17 protein-coding genes are annotated in these 18459 nt (G+C 64.6%); 8 read left to right on the forward strand and 9 right to left on the reverse strand.

Annotated features, from left to right (window positions below; genetic code table 11):
* Position 1: 1 nt before the first annotated feature.
* Positions 2–1681 (reverse strand): NAD+ synthase, encoded by a 1680-nt coding sequence (locus tag K0P03_RS09725; protein WP_130515738.1) that lies wholly within the window; start codon positions 1679–1681, stop codon positions 2–4.
* 314 nt (positions 1682–1995) lie between these two features.
* Here K0P03_RS09725 and K0P03_RS09730 point away from each other — a divergent pair, with 314 nt between their 5' ends.
* From K0P03_RS09730 to K0P03_RS09745, 4 genes are all read left to right on the forward strand, one after another.
* Entirely contained in the window at positions 1996–3924 is a 1929-nt protein-coding gene (locus K0P03_RS09730; RefSeq protein WP_443020540.1) for an LTA synthase family protein, read from the forward strand.
* Between the two features lie 55 nt (positions 3925–3979).
* Positions 3980–4510 (forward strand): DUF1003 domain-containing protein, encoded by a 531-nt coding sequence (locus K0P03_RS09735; protein WP_023513095.1) that lies wholly within the window; start codon positions 3980–3982, stop codon positions 4508–4510.
* Between the two features lie 143 nt (positions 4511–4653).
* Complete coding sequence (locus K0P03_RS09740; protein ID WP_024271085.1) at positions 4654–5076, forward strand: TadE family protein; 423 nt, start codon at positions 4654–4656, stop codon at positions 5074–5076.
* 2 nt (positions 5077–5078) lie between these two features.
* The gene (locus K0P03_RS09745) at positions 5079–6800 is read left to right on the forward strand and encodes a pilus assembly protein TadG-related protein (protein ID WP_272789462.1); all 1722 of its coding nucleotides are present in this window, start codon (positions 5079–5081) and stop codon (positions 6798–6800) included.
* Between the two features lie 24 nt (positions 6801–6824).
* Here K0P03_RS09745 and K0P03_RS09750 read toward each other — a convergent pair whose 3' ends face one another.
* The 3 genes from K0P03_RS09750 to K0P03_RS09760 all read right to left on the reverse strand — a co-directional run bounded on the left by K0P03_RS09750 (position 6825) and on the right by K0P03_RS09760 (position 9130).
* Positions 6825–7220 (reverse strand): GFA family protein, encoded by a 396-nt coding sequence (locus tag K0P03_RS09750; protein ID WP_272789463.1) that lies wholly within the window; start codon positions 7218–7220, stop codon positions 6825–6827.
* A gap of 123 nt (positions 7221–7343) precedes the next feature.
* Positions 7344–8717, reverse strand: a complete 1374-nt coding sequence (locus tag K0P03_RS09755) for a class II 3-deoxy-7-phosphoheptulonate synthase (RefSeq protein ID WP_023516307.1) — start codon at positions 8715–8717, stop codon at positions 7344–7346.
* Between the two features lie 182 nt (positions 8718–8899).
* On the reverse strand, positions 8900–9130 hold the full coding sequence (locus K0P03_RS09760) for a hypothetical protein (protein ID WP_023516306.1): 231 nt from the start codon (positions 9128–9130) through the stop codon (positions 8900–8902).
* Between the two features lie 147 nt (positions 9131–9277).
* Between K0P03_RS09760 and K0P03_RS09765 the strand changes: the two genes are divergently transcribed.
* Entirely contained in the window at positions 9278–10180 is a 903-nt protein-coding gene (locus tag K0P03_RS09765) for a LysR family transcriptional regulator (protein ID WP_272789464.1), read from the forward strand.
* Here K0P03_RS09765 and gor read toward each other — a convergent pair.
* Positions 10158–11546, reverse strand: coding sequence for a glutathione-disulfide reductase (gene gor, locus K0P03_RS09770; RefSeq protein WP_272789465.1), 1389 nt, complete (start codon positions 11544–11546; stop codon positions 10158–10160). The genes K0P03_RS09765 and gor overlap by 23 nt on opposite strands.
* Before the next feature lie 317 nt (positions 11547–11863).
* Here gor and K0P03_RS09775 point away from each other — a divergent pair, with 317 nt between their 5' ends.
* Positions 11864–12154 carry a hypothetical protein gene (locus K0P03_RS09775; RefSeq protein ID WP_371260044.1) on the forward strand — a complete coding sequence of 97 codons (291 nt, stop codon included), beginning with the start codon at positions 11864–11866 and terminating at the stop codon, positions 12152–12154.
* A gap of 42 nt (positions 12155–12196) precedes the next feature.
* Here the strand turns inward: K0P03_RS09775 and K0P03_RS09780 are convergent, their stop codons facing one another.
* From K0P03_RS09780 to rpiA, 3 genes are all read right to left on the reverse strand, one after another.
* Positions 12197–13063, reverse strand: a complete 867-nt coding sequence (locus K0P03_RS09780; protein WP_272789466.1) for a hypothetical protein — start codon at positions 13061–13063, stop codon at positions 12197–12199.
* 99 nt (positions 13064–13162) lie between these two features.
* The gene (locus tag K0P03_RS09785; protein WP_023515092.1) at positions 13163–13705 is read right to left on the reverse strand and encodes a DUF2059 domain-containing protein; all 543 of its coding nucleotides are present in this window, start codon (positions 13703–13705) and stop codon (positions 13163–13165) included.
* Between the two features lie 18 nt (positions 13706–13723).
* Positions 13724–14422, reverse strand: coding sequence for a ribose-5-phosphate isomerase RpiA (gene rpiA / locus K0P03_RS09790; RefSeq protein ID WP_050743218.1), 699 nt, complete (start codon positions 14420–14422; stop codon positions 13724–13726).
* Positions 14423–14623: 201 nt separating this feature from the next.
* Between rpiA and K0P03_RS09795 the strand changes: the two genes are divergently transcribed.
* On the forward strand, positions 14624–15298 hold the full coding sequence (locus K0P03_RS09795) for an HAD family hydrolase (RefSeq protein WP_272789467.1): 675 nt from the start codon (positions 14624–14626) through the stop codon (positions 15296–15298).
* Between the two features lie 17 nt (positions 15299–15315).
* Entirely contained in the window at positions 15316–16116 is an 801-nt protein-coding gene (locus tag K0P03_RS09800; RefSeq protein ID WP_272789468.1) for an APH(3'') family aminoglycoside O-phosphotransferase, read from the forward strand.
* Here the strand turns inward: K0P03_RS09800 and K0P03_RS09805 are convergent, their stop codons facing one another.
* A complete protein-coding gene (locus K0P03_RS09805; RefSeq protein ID WP_272789469.1) occupies positions 16117–17991 on the reverse strand; it encodes a L,D-transpeptidase family protein in 1875 nt (624 codons plus the stop codon).
* Between the last annotated feature and the right edge of the window lie 468 nt (positions 17992–18459).

Raw genomic sequence — 18459 nt, forward strand, 5'->3', positions numbered from 1 at the left:
CCTACCCCCGGTCGCGATAACGGTTGGTGATCGGATAGCGCCGGTCTCGTCCGAAATTCTTCTTGGTGATCTTCACGCCCGGCGCGGACTGGCGGCGCTTGTACTCGGCGATGTAGAGCAGGTGCTCGACGCGGTGCACGGTCGCCGCGTCATGCCCGCGGGCGACGATCTCCTCGGTGCTCATCTCGCGCTCCACCAGGCATTCGAGGATGTCGTCGAGCACCGGATAGGGCGGCAGCGAATCCTGGTCGGTCTGGTTGGGACGCAGCTCCGCCGACGGCGCCTTGTCGATGATGTTCTGCGGGATCACCTCGCCCGTCGGCCCAAGCGCGCCTGGCGGCACATGCGCGTTGCGCCAGCGCGAGATCGCATAGACCTGCATCTTGTAGAGGTCCTTGATCGGATTGAAGCCGCCGTTCATGTCGCCGTAGAGCGTCGCATAGCCGACCGACATTTCCGACTTGTTGCCGGTCGTCACGACCATCGAGCCGAACTTGTTGGACACCGCCATGAGAATGGTGCCGCGTGCGCGGCTCTGGAGGTTTTCCTCCGTAATGCCTTCCTCCGTGCCTTCGAAAAGCTCCGAAAGCGAGGAGAGGAAGCCGGTGACCGGGGCCTCGATCGGCACGATGTCATAGCGGCAGCCGAGCAGCCGGGCGCAATCGGCCGCATCCTTCAGCGAATCCTTCGACGTGTAGCGGTAGGGCATCATGATGCAGCGCACCCGCTCCTCGCCGAGCGCATCGACGGCAATCGCCGCGCAGATTGCCGAATCGATGCCGCCGGACAGGCCGAGCACGACGTTCTTGAAGCCGTTCTTGTTGACATAATCGCGGAAGCCGAGCAGGCAGGCCCGGTAGTCGGCCTCTTCCTTCTCGGGAATGCGCGACGCCGGCCCACCGTCGCAGACCCAGCCGTCCGCCCGCTTCTTCCAGGTGGTGAGCGCGATCGTCTCCTCGAACTGGCTCATCTGGAAGGCGAGCGACTTGTCCGCATTGAAGGCGAAGCTGGCGCCGTCGAAGACCAGTTCGTCCTGTCCGCCGAGCTGGTTGGCATAGAGCAGCGGCAGGCCGGTCTCGATGACCTGCTTCAGGACGACCTGGTGGCGGATGTCGACCTTGCCGCGATAATAGGGGGAGCCGTTCGGCGACAGCAGGATTTCCGCGCCGCTCTCGGCCAGCGTCTCGCAGACACCGAGATCGCCCCAGATGTCCTCGCAGATCGGGATGCCGAGACGCACGCCGCGGAAATTGACGGGACCGGGCATCGCGCCCTGGTCGAAGACGCGCTTCTCGTCGAACTCGCCGTAGTTCGGCAGGTCCACCTTGTCGCGCACCGCGATCACCTTGCCGTCGTCGATGACGGCGACCGCATTGTAGCGCCCGGTTTCGTCCTGCCTCGGAAAGCCGATGATGACGCCGGGGCCGCCCTTGGCGGTATCGGCCGCCAGATCGTCGACCGCGCGCCGGCAGGCATTCAGGAAGGCCGGCTTCAGCACGAGGTCTTCCGGCGGATAGCCGGAGATGAAGAGTTCGGTCAGCAGCAGCAGATCGGCGCCCTGCCGGGCGGCGTCCTCACGGGCGGCGCGCGCCTTGGCAAGGTTGCCGGCGACGTCGCCGACTACAGGGTTCAATTGCGCAACCGCGATGCGCAGCGTCGCCCTGCCTTGATCGGAGGTCATGTCTTGATCGGAAGTCATGTCTGCGGACCCATCTCTTGCTGGTGTCCGAGCCTGCGGCCGCGCGTCGCTGTCGCCCTCTCGAACGGTCGACAAGCTCTTTAGAGCATGGCGGACGTTTTGGGAATGAAGCGCGGAGCGTTTGCCGGACCTTTCGGCGCAAGAGCCCGGTTTTCAACGGGTCCGCAGCGCCATGGCGGGCCTGCAACAGACGGAACCAAAGCGGGGGACGAACGTTGCAGAAACCGTTCATCTCCTGTTCAAGATGACGTCCGTATGACAGATACACGAAACTTTCATGAAATCTGGAGACGGCCTTGGCCCTGTTCACCTCCGCAGCCGTGGCAATCAATGCAACCGAAGAACGCGCCGTCGAGGCCGGCTTCTTCGCGCGCCATGCCAAGACGCTTGCCGTCCTGCGTTCCCTTGCCGTTTCCGTCCTTCTTGCGCTCCTCACCGTCGTCGTCGTCGAATGGATCACGCGCGGCGCGCTCGATCAGGTGCGCCTCTATTTAACCAATCTCGAACAGCCTGCCTGGACGACGACGGGCGTCTTCTTCCTGCTCTACCTCGCCGTCGACGCGCTGATCGGCCGCCAGCACAAGGCCGTCCTGCTCGTCTCGCCGCTCGTCGTGCTGATGGGCGTCATTTCCCAGCAGAAGCAGGTCTTCCTCACCGATCCGCTCTACCCGACGGACCTGCTGTTCGGCCGGCAGATTCTGGAACTCATGCCCGTGCTCGTGCAGGACCGGCCGTGGACGGCCGCTCTCCTCGCCGTCGCCGTTCTCGCCTCCGTCGCCGGCCTCATCAGCCTGTGGGTCTTCGCCTGGCGCCGTTTCCGGCCGCTGACGAAGAGGGAACGCCTGACGCGGCTTGCCGTCGTGCTGCCGCTTCTCGCCGGCTTCGTCTCCATCATGGACTACAACGAGTTCTCCTGGGTCCGCGACCGGTTGAAAGTCTTCCCGATCATGTGGGATCAGGCGGAGAACTATCGCCACAACGGTTTCGTCATGGCCTTTGCCATCAACCTGCCGATGGCAAACGTCCAGGCGCCCGCCGGCTACATGACCGAGGCGATCGACAAGATCCCCTCCAAGCCGCTGCCGGCCGGCACCACGCACCGTTCGAAGCCCGACGTGATCGTCGTCATGAGTGAATCGCTGTGGGATCCGGCGCGCATCGAGAGCGTGAAGCTTTCGGCCGACCCGATGCCCGTCATCCGCGAAAGCCAGGGCGGCAACGTCTTCTCGCCGGAATTCGGCGGCCTCACCGCCAATGTCGAGTTCGAGGCGCTGACCGGCTTCTCCAACGCCTTCCTGCCGACGGGCTCGATCCCCTACCAGCAATATGTGCGCAAGCCGATCCCCTCGCTTGCCACCTTCTTCCGGGCGGAAGGCTACACGGCGCGCGCCATCCATCCCTTCTCCGGCTGGTTCTGGAACCGCAACAGCGTCTACAAGGCGTTCGGCTTCGAGACCTTCAAGGACGTCGACAAGATGCCGCCGCTCGCCAAGCGTGGCAACTTCACCTCGGACGAGGCGCTGACCAAGGAGATCATCCGTCAGGCGGACCTGCAGGAAGATCCCTTCTTCTTCTTCACCGTCACGCTGCAGGGCCACGGCCCCTATGACGACGGCCGCTACGCCAAGACCGACATCAAGGTCGACGGCAAGCTCGATGCCCGCGACAACCGCATGCTCGCAAGCTACGCGCAGGGCGTGAAGGAAGCCGACAACAGCCTGAAGATGCTGATGGACTGGGCCAAGGACCGCGACCGCGAGACGATCATCGTCGTCTTCGGCGACCACCTGCCGCCGCTCAACACCGTCTACCAGAACTCCGGCTACATGAAGGGCATCACCGCTTCACGCAAGGGTTCGCCCGAGGTGATGAAGAAGGAACACGAGACCCCGCTCGTCATCTGGTCGAACAAGACGGGTGCGGAAAAGGAAATCGGCACGATCAGCCCGGCGTTCCTGTCCTACTACATCCTCAAGGAAGCCGGCTTCGAGCATCCCTACTACACCGGGTTCCTCGGCGCGGTGCACGAGAAGCTGCGCGTCATCGACCGCTACATGCTGATCGACGCCAAGGGCAACGGTACGGGCGGCTGGGCGCGCAAGAAGACGATCGACCCGCTGGTGCGCGACTTCCGCTTCCTGCAGCACGACATCATGTTCGGCAAGCAGTACGGCCTGGAGCGCTTCTTCAACTCCCATGCGGAACTGATGGCCGCAGGCTACTGATTTCCCAGAAAAGAACGTTAGGTTAGGGCTCCGATTCCCACAACGGAGCCCGGCCATGAGACCCTTCGACGACGCCGCCCAGATCCTCTTCGGCAAAGCCTCCAGCGAACTCGACGATACCGAGCGCGAGGTCCTTCTCCATTCCCGCGAGGGTCGCATCCTTTCAGAGGATCGCAACGACGCCTATGACGCAAAACAGTCTGTCGGCGAGCGGGTCGCAGACGCCATCGCCCGCGTCGGCGGCTCGTGGGCCTTCATCATCACCTTCCTCGGCTTCCTCGTTGTCTGGACGATCGTCAACACGATCGTGCTGACGCGTGAAGCCTTCGATCCCTACCCCTTCATCTTCCTCAACCTCGTGCTCTCCATGCTCGCTGCCCTTCAGGCGCCGATCATCATGATGTCGCAGAACCGGCAGGCCGCCCGCGACCGCTTCGAGGCCTCGAAGGATTACGAGGTCAACCTGAAGGCCGAGATCGAACTGATGGCACTGCACCACAAGATCGACACCCACTTCATCAGCGAGATCGCTGCGTTGAAACTGGAGGTTCTGCGCTTGCACGAGGTGCTGCGGCAGAGGGAGTGACAATCGTCCACAACCTATCTGAGTTACAATTTTAGCTAATTCAATTAATAGGAGAAAATTAACACACAGGGCGCACGATATAGGTGCATTCCACCAGAATGCGCGAATACCTTGTCAGCGGACAATCCCAAGGAGGAGATGTCATGCACACGCTGTCTAACCTGGTAAAGGATCGATTCGGTACTTCGGCTCTGGAATTCGCGATCATTGCGCCCCTGTTCTTCCTTGTGCTCTTTACGCTCATCGCCTACGGCGTCTATCTCAGCGTAACCCATGCGGTACAGCAGGTCGCGGCAGACGCGGCCCGCACGGCGGTTGCCGGCCTCAACCAGACCGAGCGCATCACGCTCGTCAACCGCTACCTCGATACGTCCCACTTCGACTACGCCTTCCTCAATCGTGCAAAGATGCAGGTCGTCGTTACCGACGATCCGGCCAACCCGGAGCAATTCACCGTCACGATCACCTACAACTCCGAGGATCTGCCGATCTGGAACCTCTTCACCTTCGCCCTGCCCAGCCAGAAGATTAAACGCTACTCCACCGTCCGTGTCGGAGGAATGTGACCATGAAACGCTCTCGCACCTTGCTTTCCGACCGCGACGGCAACATTGGCACGCTTGCCGCCATCAGCCTGCCGCTGCTGATCTTCTCGCTCGCCCTCGGCGTCGACTACGGCTACCTCACCGTGCAGCAGCGCGAGTTGCAGACCGCCGCCGACCTTGCCGCCATTGCCGCCGCCTCCAATGTCAACGACGCGGAGAAATCCGCCGCCAGCTACTTTGCGCTCAACAACCTCCCTGTCGCCGTGACGGGCAAGGACGGCGCCACCATCCCGGCCGTCGTCACCACCTTCAACTCCAAGGCGACGCCGGCAACGGCTGTCGTCGAGCGTGGTCGCTACACGGCCGATCCCGACATCGCCCCGGCGGAGCGCTTCAAGGCGGCGAGCGCCGATGCGGACGCCGCACGGGTGACGATGACCCGCTCGTCGGATCTCTTCGTCGCAACGCTCTTCACCCCCAAGTCCCCGCTGCTCTCGGCAACCGGCTCGGCCGCCCGCTCCAAGACGGCGGCCTTTTCCATCGGAACACGCCTTGCCAGCCTCAATGACGGAATCCTGAACGCGGTGCTCGGCCAGTTGCTCGGCACCAACCTCTCCCTCAATGTCATGGACTACCGGGCGCTGGTCGATACCGACATCTCCGTCAACCCTTTCCTGAAGGCCGTCGCGACGCACCTCAACCTGACGGCAGGCACCTATGAGGATGTGCTGAACGCCGGCATCACCATGCCGCAGCTCCTCGCCTCGATGCGCGCCGTCGAGGGCCTGTCCGGCCCCGTGCGCTCCGCATTGCGGCTCGTCGAACAGGCAACGGCCGGCAGCAAGGTGAAGCTGCCGCTGTCCCGCATTCTCAATCTCGACCCGAAGAAGGGCCTCGCGATTGCCACCGGCGGCGACTGGAAGATGTCGATCAACGCCCTGCAGATGATCACGTCGGCCGCGGCGCTCGCCAACGGCAAGAACCAGGTGGCGCTCGACGTCGGCGCCGTCGTGCCCGGCCTTGCCGCGGTCAAGGTGACCCTCGCCATCGGCGAACCGCCGGTGGAAACGCCCTCGCACCGTCTCGGTGCACCGGGCACCGCCGTGCGCAGCGCCCAGACGCGGCTTGCCGTGGAAGTCTCCGTCGATGGCCTCGCCGCGCTTGCCGGCCTGCGCATCAAGCTGCCGCTCTATGTCGAGGTCGCAGCCTCGGAGGCAAAGCTCTCCGATATCCGCTGCCTCGGCGGTTCGCCGACGAATGCCAATGTGGTGGTCGATGCGGTGCCTGGCGTCGCGGAGGTGGCCATCGGCAAGGTCAATCCGTCCGTGCTCTCGGACTTCTCGGACGACGCACGGGTGGAAAAGGCCCGCATCGTCGATTCCGCCCTCCTCAGCATCGACGCGATCGCCCATACCGAAGTGAAGAACCTCGGCAGGACCCGCCTCACCTACACGCCGACGGAAGTCGCCGCCGGCACGACGAAATCCGTCTCGACGCGGGACACGCTCACCTCGGCCGTGCGCACCCTCTTCGGCAATCTCGACGTCGACATCAACATCAAGCTGCTCGGCCTGCCGATCGGCATTCCCGGCATCGCCGCGGCACTCGGCAGCACGCTCGGTGCCGTGACGCCCGCCATCGACGAACTGCTCTACAACCTCCTGATCCTCGCCGGCGTCCGGGTCGGCGAGGCGGACATCCGCGTGACGGGCGTCAGCTGCCAGCGGCCGACGCTGGTGCAGTAGACCGGACGGTGCGCCGCCGCTGCCTCAGCGCGCCTGGGGCAGTTGCGGCGCACCGTCGTTGATTTCGTAGTAGTCGCCCTTGTCGGTACAGAAGATGTGCACGCCCATCTCGAGCCCGGTCGGCAGGTCGAAGGCACCGGCCATGACCGATATGTGATCGGCCGTATCGCCCTTCCAGAACAGCGCCGAGCCGCAGACGCGGCAGAAGCCGCGCCCGGCAGTCGCGCTCGCCCGGTACCACGTGACGTTCTCTTCCCCTTCGATCGTCAGCGCGTCGTTGCGCACGTCGGTAGCGGCGTAGAAGTGGCCAGTCTGCCGCCGGCACTGACTGCAATGACACGCAACCACCTTGCCGAGCGCGCCACGGGTGCGAAAGCGCACCGCGCCGCACAGACAATGTCCCGTATGTTCCTCACTCATGCCTTCCCCCCAAACGAAAACCGGGCCAGCTTTTCCAGCTGGCCCGGTCCTGTCAATTTCACATTCCTGAATGCTTGCATCAGTTCCGCTAATCTACGGAACCAAAGCATGAACGAATGGCGATCAACCGTTCACAACCATGCGTTTTTCATCGCGGCCGCCCTTCATGCGCTCGGCAAGAAGGAAGGCGAGCTCCAGCGCCTGGTCGGCATTGAGGCGCGGATCGCAATGCGTGTGGTAGCGGTCGGCGAGGTCATCGCCCGACAGCGCCCGTGCGCCACCCGTGCATTCCGTCACATCGTTGCCGGTCATCTCGATATGGATGCCGCCCGGATGCGTGCCTTCGGCGCGGTGGATCTGGAAGAAGCTCTCGACTTCCGACAGGATCCGCTCGAACGGACGGGTCTTGTAGTTGTTGAGCGTGATCGTGTTGCCATGCATCGGATCGCAGGACCAGACGACCTTCTTGCCTTCCCGCTCGACGGCGCGGATGAGCTTCGGCAGGTTGTCGGCGACCTTGTCGTGGCCGAAGCGGCAGATCAGCGTCAGGCGGCCAGCCTCGTTCGCCGGGTTCAGGAGGTCGGTCAGCTCCAGAAGGCCGTCGGCGGTCAGCGACGGGCCGCACTTGAGGCCGAGCGGGTTCTTGATGCCGCGGCAATATTCGATATGCGCATGGTCGGCCTGGCGCGTGCGGTCGCCGATCCAGATCATATGGCCGGATGTCGCGTACCAGTCGCCCGAGGTGGAATCGACACGGGTCAACGCCTGCTCGTAGCCGAGCAGCAGCGCCTCATGGCTGGTGAAGAAATCGGTCTCGCGCAGGCCCGGATGGTTTTCCGCGCTGATGCCGATCGCCTTCATGAAATCCATGGTCTCGGAAATCCGGTCGGCGAGCTTGCGGTAGCGCTCGGCCTGCGGTGAATCCTTGACGAAGCCGAGCATCCACTGGTGCACGTTCTCGAGGTTGGCGTAGCCGCCCATCGCGAAGGCGCGCAGCAGGTTCAGCGTGGCAGCCGACTGGCGGTAGGCCATGATCTGGCGTTCCGGGCTCGGCACGCGCGCCTCTTCCGTGAACTCGATGCCATTGATGATGTCGCCGCGGTAGGACGGCAGCGTCACGTCGCCCTGCTTCTCGATGCCCGAGGAGCGCGGCTTGGCGAACTGGCCGGCAATGCGCCCGACCTTGACCACCGGCTGCTGGGCGCCGAACGTCAGCACCACGGCCATCTGGAGGAAGGCGCGGAAGAAGTCACGGATCGTGTCGGCGCCGTGCTCGGCGAAGCTTTCGGCACAGTCGCCGCCCTGCAGCAGGAAGCCCTTGCCCTCGGCCACATTCGCAAGCGAGGCCTTCAGGCGCCGTGCTTCGCCGGCGAAGACGAGCGGCGGAAACTTCGAAAGGCGCTCTTCGGTCGCCGCCAATGCGGCGAGATCGGGATAGTCCGGAACCTGCTGGATGGGCTTGTGCCGCCAGCTACTCGGGGTCCAATTCTCTGCCATGATACTCACCTGTCCTGATGCGCCCAAGAAAGCCCGGGGCGCCACGTCCGTTTGAAGATGCGGGCTTATAAACCGTTAGATGGGTCTTGCATAGCCGCAGTTCCAGCCGCATCGACGCATTTGCAACGGTTGCGGCCCCGCTCCTGGACAGGCAATAAAACACCGCAAGCGACCGGTCTGGTCTAGAAACGACGCAGGATTGCATGTGAGGCAACCGGCCCGTCCGGCAGGACCCGCCGGGTGGCGCCCCGCTTCGGTCGGCTGCGGCCGGCAAGGAGACGCGAGAGAAGCGCGCTCACCCCTTCGAGACCCCGCCACGCCTCCGCCTCCAGCGGATCGGACAAGGGGTCCGCCCGGCGCCGCTTCGTCATCTTCTCCGCCCTGTCGAGGGCGATCATCCATTCCGGGCTCATGACGGCCTCCTGTTTCCGGTATCCTTTCCGAGATAGCGACCGCTCGCCGGCCGGCGTAGATGCGGAAATGAAACGTCCGTTTCACGGATGAGCGATGCCGGCCGGCGGCATTTGCGCTAGAAAAGGGCGTTCAACAGGAGCCGGTGCATGTCGGAAGTCGACTGGAGCGATCTGCAGCTTTTCTTCCACGTCGCGACGGAGGGCGGCCTTGCCGGCGCGGCGGCGATCACGGGTGCCAGCGCACCGACGATCGGCCGGCGCATGCTGGCGCTGGAGCGGGCCATGGGCCGCACGCTCTTCATCCGCAGCCAGCAGGGTTACAGGCTGGCGCCGGACGGCGTGATTCTGCTGGACCATGTCCGGACGATCCGCCGCACGACCGCCGACATCACCCGCTGGCACGGCGATGCCTTCGCATTGCCCATCGTCTCGATAGCCGGCGACATCTGGGTGATGGACTTCATCGCGGAAAACACGCGCGCGCTGCGTGGCCCGGCCGACAGTTTCCGCCTGTGCTGCAAGCATTTTCCGGCAGGGGAAGACCTGACCTATCGCCACGGCATGATCGGCCTCTTCCACAGCGCACCGAAGAGCGGCAATGTCGCCGTGCGCAAGTCGGTGACCGTGGCCTATGCGGTCTATCGCGCCGCAGATCTCGCCTTCGAGGCGGACCTGCCCTGGGTTTCGATCAGCACCGAGGTCGCCGTGTCCGATGCGGAGAAATGGGTTTTCCGCAACCACGAGCCGCAGATCCACACCTGGACGAATGCGCCGGCCGTGCTCGCGCGGCTGATCGCCGGTGGCGCCGGGCGCGGCGTGCTGCCGGCCTTCGTCGGCGACGCCATGCCAGCGCTCGTGCGCGAGGGCTCCCCAATCGAGGATCTCAGCCATCCGCTCTGGCTCGCCGTCAACGACGACGACCGCCACCGGCCGGAAATGCGGCTGGCCCTCGATCGCCTCGCAGGCCTCTTCAAGCGCCACGAGGACCGCTTCGCCGGCCGGCTGGCCGGCGAGGAACAGCCGTCAATCAGAGCCGCTGCCCGTTCCTGACGCGATAGCTCGGCTGGTACATGGTCACCAGCTCCTCCGACGCCGTCGGATGCACTGCCATGGTGCGGTCAAAATCGTCCTTGGTGACGCCGGCCTTCAGCGAGATGCCGAGCAGCTGCGCCATCTCGCCGGCCTCATGGCCGAGAATGTGCGCGCCGACGACCTTGCGATCGGCCGCATTGACGACGAGCTTCATGATCGTCTTTTCCTGCCGGCCGGAGAGCGTCGCCTTCATCGGGCGGAACTCGGCGCGGTAGACCTCCAGCTCGTCGAAGGTCTTTGCCGCCGCCTCTTCGCTGAGGCCGACGGTGCCAATCTCCGGCTGGGAGAAGACCGCGGTGGCGATGAGGTCGTGGTCCGGCGAAACCGGGTTGCCGCGGAACTCCGTCTCGATGAAGCACATCGCCTCATGGATCGCGACAGGGGTGAGCTGCACGCGGTCGGTCACGTCGCCGAGCGCGAAAATGCCGGGCACGTTGGTGCGGGAATGGGCATCGACGATGATCGCCCCCCGCTCGTCCGTCGCAACGCCGGCCGTGTCCAGGCCGAGGCTGCCGGTGTTCGGCGCGCGGCCGAGCGCCAGCATCACCTGATCGACGGCAAGCGTCTCGCCCGTCTTGGTGGTGACGGTGCGCCCGCCACCCTCGGCTTCGCTCACACGGGTGATGATGTCCTCGCAGAGGATGCGGATCCCCTTGGCGACCATCGCCGCCTGCACGCCCTGGCGCATGTCCTGGTCGAAACGCGACAGGATCTGCTTGCCGCGGTAGATCAGCGTCGTCTCGACACCGAGGCCATGGAAGATGTTGGCGAATTCGACGGCGATGTAGCCGCCGCCGGCGATCAGGATGGATTTCGGCAGTTCCGGCAGGTCGAACGCCTCGTTGGAACTGATGCAGAGCGCATGGCCGGGCAGGTCGGCATGCGGCGTCGGATGGCCGCCGACCGCGATGAGGATGCGCTCGGCCGTCACCAGCTCGTCCGTCGCCGTCAGGCGCACGGTGTTCGGCCCGACGAGCACGGCGCGGCTCGCAAGAATTGTCGCACCCGCATTGTCGAGGCCCTTACGGTAGAGCCCTTCCAGACGGGTGATCTCCTTCTCCTTGGCTGCAACGAGCGCCTGCCAGTCGAAACGAGTCTCCCCGACCTGCCAGCCGAAGCCGGCGGCATCCTCGAAATGTTCAGGAAACTGCGAGGCGTAGACATAGAGCTTCTTGGGCACGCAGCCGCGGATGACGCAGGTGCCGCCGAAACGGAACTCCTCGGCGATAGCCACCTTCTTGCCCATGCCGGCGGCAAGGCGCGCGCTGCGCACGCCGCCGGAGCCTCCACCGATGACGAAGAGGTCGTAGTCGAATGTCGGCATGGTGATCTCCTGCGGGCAAGCCTGGCCGGACGGCCGTCTGACGGGGGCCGACGGTGCGAATCCGCCGTCGGGCGCTACACATATAGGAACAGCAGGGCCAAAAGGAAAAGACCACGTCGCCGCAGCCCGGCGCTGCAGGCATTTCCTCCCCTTCACGTCTTCGCGAGATCCGCCCAAAAATGGGTAGGACGACGGCGGCAATTCCCGTTTACGTCCGCCCGCATGCACTCTAAGAATTGCACGCTCGATTGTGGGCTAACTGGATGACAAATATGCACAAATTCAAACATTTCACAGCAGCCGCCGCAGCACTCGTCATGCTTGCAGGCCCGGCCGCCGCGGAAGACCTCGTCTTCAAGCTCAAGAACGGCACCGGCTCGGTGCTGACCCGCTTCCACACCTCCCCGGTCGGCGTCGACAAGTGGGAAGAGGATGTTTTCGGCGAGCAGGTCCTGAACCCCGGCGAAACGATCGAGATCACCATCGCGGACGGCCGCAGCGTCTGCGAATACGACATGCGCTTCGAGTTCACGGAAGATTCCGACCTCGACACGACCACCGATACGCAGAACCTCTGCGAGCTCGGCGAATACACGATCCACGAATGAGCCCGCCCGGGATCGCCGCGCATTGCGGCGGTCCCGCACGTTTCAGGCCATGACAGTGCCGCGCTCGACGGCCGCCTGAAAAGCCTCGGAAATCGCCGAAAACTTGAGCGCCTGCCAGCGCCGGTATTCTAGGACGAGATCCGGTGAGACCCAGCAGTCGCCGCGATTGCCGGCAAGCGCCCAGCCGATCAGCCCCTCGTCCCGCGCCCTGGCGAGGATGCGTGCCGTGTGGCTCTGCGAGATCAGGTAGCGCGCGGCAATGCCGCTCGACGTCACCGGTCCGATCCAGACCCGAGTTTCCGTCAGGTGCCACGGCGCCCGCGCCGCGATGTCGTGCAGGATGTTGCTGCCCGCTTCCGCCCGGGTGAACAGGCCGACGGCATTCGGCGGGCGACACCAGCCCTGCGCGGAAAGCAGCAGGCGCGCCATGCGCGTCTGTGCAGGAAGGATGAGGTCCGGCGCCGCCCGCAGGCGCTCCGCACGCCCCGCGCCGTCCATGCGGTCGAGCGCTTCCAGATGGGTGCAGTACCAGCGGCGGATCAGGTCTTCCGTATGCGCCCGCGCAACGAAAACCCGCTGCCGGCGGTCGCTGTTCGCAAGCGGCTCGACGAGACCGTACTGCCGCATCTCGGCCAGGAAGGCGAGAACGGTGTTGCGGCTGGCGATCGGCGTATTGGCAAGGAAGCGCAGGAGATTGCTGGGCGAGATCGGCGGGCGCGCCGAATCGAGACGATGCTCGAAGTGAAGCGCCAGCGTCGCCTGGCTGAGAAGCCATTTTTGCAGGTCCGCCAGATAGCGCACCTCGCGGGGAATCTCGCGATGCGTGGCCAGAAGCTCGGCGGCGGAAAAAACGAGACAGTCCTGGAACCGGCTGTCCGCAAGAAGACGGTCGACGCTATAGACTATCATCTGGTCGGGAACGCGATCGGCGAAAGATCGCTCTGGCAGCATGGGCGACAGGGCGGCATAACGGAAAAGGGCGGCTCGCGCCGCCCCTTCATCATTCGGTTACTGCTGCGGCTGCGCTTCGCCGCCCTCGGCCGACGCTGCGGCGCCGAGGATCGGGTTCAGCTTCTTGGCGCTTTCGGCACGCAGGTCGCGGTCGACGCCGACAGCCCAGATCTCGGCGGCCTTCATGACTTCGCGCGTGGCGATCGGGCCGTCCGACAGCAGCTTCTTGCCGACCGGCGAGCTGTAGAAGTCAGCGATCGACTTCAGCTCTTCCTGGGTGAAGGTCTTGGCGTAGATCGTCGCGGCTTCCTTCTCGAGGTCGGCGCGGCGCGGGGCGAGCGCCAGAGCCTGCTCGTCGACGGTGGCGTTGATTTCCGTCTCATGGTTCGGCGAGGCCTGGACGAGCGTCGCCTTGATGCGAACGGCAAGACCCGGCAGGATGTTGTCGAAACCGTTCGTGGCACCGATCGCGTCGATGGCGGCGCGGGCAGCCTTGACCTGCTCATCGGTGACGTCCTGCGCCTTGGTGGCGCCGGCAAGCGCTGCCGATACGATGAGGGTCGCCGCGAGGGTCCGGCCGAAACCAGCAAATTTGATCATGTCGGTCTGTGCTCCTGTCTAGTCTTTTGCCGTCAGCGTGCGCGCACCCGCGGGTCCCGCGATGATGGCCAGCGACGCCATGTTGATGAAGAGTCCGTGTTCGACGACACCGGGAATGTCATTGAGGTTGCTTGCGAGCGCATCTGCATCAGGAATGCGGCCAAAAGATGCGTCGAGAATGTAGTGTCCACCGTCCGTCATGAACGTGCCGTCGCCCGAGGCGCGCAGCGCGATTCCCCCGGAAAGCCCAAGGCGGGCCGCCGTCTTCTCGATGGCGATGCGGGTGGCGGTGAGACCGAAGGGATTGACTTCGATCGGCAGCTTGAAGGCGCCGAGCGTCTCCACGACCTTGGTCTCGTCGGCAATGACGATCATGCGCGTCGAGGCGCTGGCGACGATCTTCTCGCGCAGCAGCGCGCCGCCGCCGCCCTTGATGAGGCGCAGCTTGCCGTCGACTTCGTCGGCGCCGTCGATGGTGAGGTCGAGTTCCGGCAGTTCGTCGAGCGACTTCAGCGGCACGCCGAGCTCGACGCAGAGCCGCGCCGTGCGCTCGGAGGTGGGCACGCCCTCGACCTTCAGGCCGCCGGCGACCTTTTCTGCCAGGAGCCGCACGAACTCCTCGGCGGTCGATCCGGTGCCGATACCGAGGCGCATGCCGTCCTCTACATGGGTGAGCGCGACCTCTGCGGCCTTGATCTTCATTTCCCGGGCGTCCATGCCCAAAACTCCTTGAATGGTCGTCGGCCGGCGCCGAAGCGGCCGGATTTCCGGTGAGACACTTACACGCCCCCGCCGGCAAACGAAAGCCAAAAACGCCGCCCGTCCCATGCCGGCCAAGGCGGAGAAGGCGATTGCAAATGCCGGCGCCATCGCATACCGGAAGGGCCTGCCTGCGTCCTCCCCATACAAGGTTTCCCCATGTCCGCTTCTCTCGTAGTCTTCGATCTCGACGGTACGCTCATCGACACGGCGCACGATCTCGTGGCAAGCCTCAACCACACGATCGGCCTCGAGGGCCTCGAGCCCGTCGGTTACGGCGACCTTACCTATCTCGTCGGCCACGGCGGCCAGGTGATGATCAAGCGCGCCTTCGCGCTGCGCGGACGCGACATTTCCGAGGAGGAGCTGCAGCGCATGCTCGCCGCCTTCGTCGAGCACTATTCCGGCGCGATGCCCGGCGTTTCCGTGCCCTATCCGGGCCTTCTCGACGCCATGGACCGCCTTGCCGGCGCCGGCCACCGCCTTGCCGTCTGCACCAACAAGCTGGAAGGCCTCGCCCGCCGCCTGCTCGACGGCCTCGCCCTCACCCCGCGTTTTGCCGCGATCACCGGCGGCGACACCTTCGCGGTGCGCAAGCCGGACGCCGAGCACCTGCTCGGCACCGTCCGCCTTGCCGAGGCCGATCCGAAGCGCACGGTGATGATCGGCGACAGCCTCAACGACATCCTCGTCGCCCGCAATGCCGGCGTGCCCTCCATCGGCGTACCCTTCGGCTACTCGGACGTACCCGTCGCCGACCTTGAACCGAGCCATGTCATCACCCATTTCGACGAACTGACACCCGACCTCGTCGAGCGGCTCATCGCCCGCTGATATCCCGGAGGAAAGCCTTGGACTGGACGGAAACACTCTTGAACCTCCGGTCCGGCTGGACTCCCGTCCATCAGGGCGAATCCGGCGACCGGGTTTTCCGCAGCCCGGATGGCCGCAGCTACGCCAAGCTGGCAACCGGCAACCGTGCGCCGGAGCTTGCCGGCGAACGGGACCGTCTCGGCTGGCTCGCCGGCCGGGGCATCGCCTGTCCCTTGCTGGAGGACTGGCGGGAGAACGAACACGGCGCCTGCCTGGTGATGAGCGCCGTGTCCGGCGTTCCCGCCGTCACGCTTGCGGGCGACGACCTTCTGAAGGCATGGCCGTCGATGGCCGAACAGCTTGCGGCCATGCACGCCCTTCCCGTCGCGGATTGCCCCTTCGAAAAGAACCTTTCCGGCATGTTCGCCCGCGCCGCCGACGTGGTGGCGCGCGATGCCGTCAATCCGGACTTCCTGCCCGACGAGGATCAAGGCCAGCCGGGCAGTGTGCTCCTCGCCCGTGTCGAGGCAGACCTGCCGCAGCGGCTCGCGCAGGAAAAAACGGACCGCGTCGTCTGCCACGGCGACCCCTGCCTGCCGAATTTCATGGTGGACCCGCACACACTGCGTTGCACGGGCCTGATCGATCTCGGCCGGCTCGGCACGGCGGATCGTTATGCCGATCTCACGCTGATGCTCGCCAACGCTTCGGAAAATTGGGCAACGCAGGCACAGGCGGCACAGGCCTTCGACACACTGTTCTCCGCCCTAAAGATCGAGGCGCCCGATGAGGGGCGCCTCGCATTCTATCTCAGGCTGGATCCGCTGACCTGGGGTTGATCAGCTTTCCCCCTGCCGCGCCTTCTGCGTGGCGGCGAAGGCCTTGCGCATGTAGCCGTCACGGTCATAGACATCGTCGAAATACTCGACCACGCCGTCCTTGTTCGGCCAAGCGGTGAAGTAGGCGATGTAGATCGGAATGTCGGCCTTGACGTTCAGCGCCTTGTTCTTGCCACCGGCGATTTCCTTGCCGACGTCTTCCTCGCTGACACCAAGCACCGCGGCGGCCATCTTGCGCGGCTCGGCAAGACGCACGCAGCCATGGCTCAGCGCCCGCATGTCCTTCTTGAAGAAGCTCTTCGACGGTGTGTCGTGCATGTAGATGGCGTGGCTGTTCGGGAACAGGATCTTCAGTTCGCCCAGCGCATTGTCGCCGCTCGGCGGCTGGCGGACGGAGACGCCCGCGGTCGAGCCGTACCAGTTGACCGACGACGAGGCGACCGCGCGACCGCCGACAGCGACCTCATAGCCCATGCGGTCGAGATAGGACGGATCGTTCCGGAGCTTCGGCAGCATCTCGTTGATGATGATCGACTGCGGCACGCCCCAATAGGGGTTCACCTCGACGGTCTGCACCTTGTCCTCGAAGAAATAGGTCTGGTTCGACTTGGAGCCGACGACCGTGCGCATCGAGAACTTTTCCGCGCCGTCCTCGTAGTAGTAGACTTGGAAGGCCGGCTGGTTGATGAAGACGTGGCGCGCGCCGAGATCGACCGGCAGCCAGCGTGCCTGTTCCAGCGCCACGTCGAGCTTGGCGATCTTGTCGGCGACCGAATCGCCGCCGACGAGCTTGCGGATCGACGCCTTGCCGACGACGCCATCCGGCTTCAGCCCGTTCTCCTTCTGGAAGGCTTCGACGAGCGCGACCAGCTCGGGCGTGTAGTCCGGCGTGTCCTTGTAGTTGGCGATGGCAAGCGAATGGTCCGTCTTCAATGCATCCGAACCGTGCTTGACGACACCCTTGACGATGTTCGCAAGTTCCGGATTGCTCTGGCCCGGCTTCAGCACGGTGCCTTCGGCGATGACGACGCGGTCCTCGCCGGAGGTTTCCGCCTTCAACTTTGCAAGCTCGGCCTTCAGTGCCCGGAAATCGGCGCTCGCCGGCGAACGGCTTTCGAGATAGCCCTTGACGTTGCTGCTCATCGCCACGTTCTTCAGCGCCGCGACGAGGTTGACGTCCTTGCGCTTGAAATCGTGGTAGCCGGAGATCTTGTTCGGATCGATACGGCCGCGCACGGCGTCCTGCACATAGGCGGCGACGGCCGCGGAAAGACCGACCTCGAAGGCCGCAAGCTCGCTGTAGCGCGCATTCATGTCGGCGCTGTCAAAGCTTTCGGCCGGGATCTTGACCGCATAGTCCCAGGGATCGAGGCCGACGGCGGCCGCATCGGCCAGCACCGCGATGGCGGTCTTCGCCTTGTCGTTGATGCCGGTGCCGTCGATCCAGACGAATTTCTTCTGCGTGCCGTAGAACGTCTCGACCGCCTTGGCGGCATCCGGTGTCGCACGCACATTGATGGTGGAGAAGGCGGCGCGCACACCGGCATCGCCGGCCGGCGCGATATCGGCCGAAATGGAGCTGGTGACGACCGGGTCGGCCAGCTTGTCAACCGCGACACGCCTCAGGGCATCAGCCTTGTAGGTGTAGTAGCGCGGGCCGGTAACACGCGGAAGCGGCTTGGCTTCCTGCTTCACCTCGGCGCCAGGCAGCGCCAGGCCGGTCGTGACGCCGGGGAGCGGCTCGGACTTCTGCTTCTTCTTGCCGTTCAGCCATTCCATGACGGTCAGGGCGTTGGCGGGTGTCGCATGGAGCGAAACAGTGGCGCAGGAAAGAGCCAGCGTGGCGGCCAGCACGGCAGTCTTGGTAAGCTTCATCTGTATTCCATTCCCCGAATGAACCGTACTCACGGTCTCTGGCGGCGCCTGAACCAGCAGGCCGGTAAGTTATAGGAAAGGATGGTTGATGAAAAGGAAACGCCCCTTCCCCCAGCCCTCGCAAAACCTCACGAATCCGTGACGCCAGACCCTGGCAAGCCAGACGGATGAAGCCCCGTAAAAATTTGAATTGGCGTCGATTTTTCCTGCAGGAAACACAAATTCCGCAAAATCCGCCTTGAGAGCGCGAAAAAACAAGCGGGCGGTTGTGATGGAAAAGGCACAGCGCCGAAAGCCCCGGCCGGACCTGTCGGCGCCCCTGCGCCGGCCTAATCGATTTTAACCGAAAGTCTCGTGCGCCCCGCCAATCCGCCCCTTGCAACCCCGTCGCAGATGGGCCAGAGATTTGCGCGATTTTTTCGCGCCAGCGCGGGGCCCCGGAAGGTCCGCGCGTGCCCGGCCTGCCGC

Origin of the sequence: Shinella sp. HY16 (genome assembly GCF_028534175.1) — a bacterium.
In the GTDB taxonomy this organism is placed as follows: Bacteria; Pseudomonadota; Alphaproteobacteria; order Rhizobiales; family Rhizobiaceae; genus Shinella.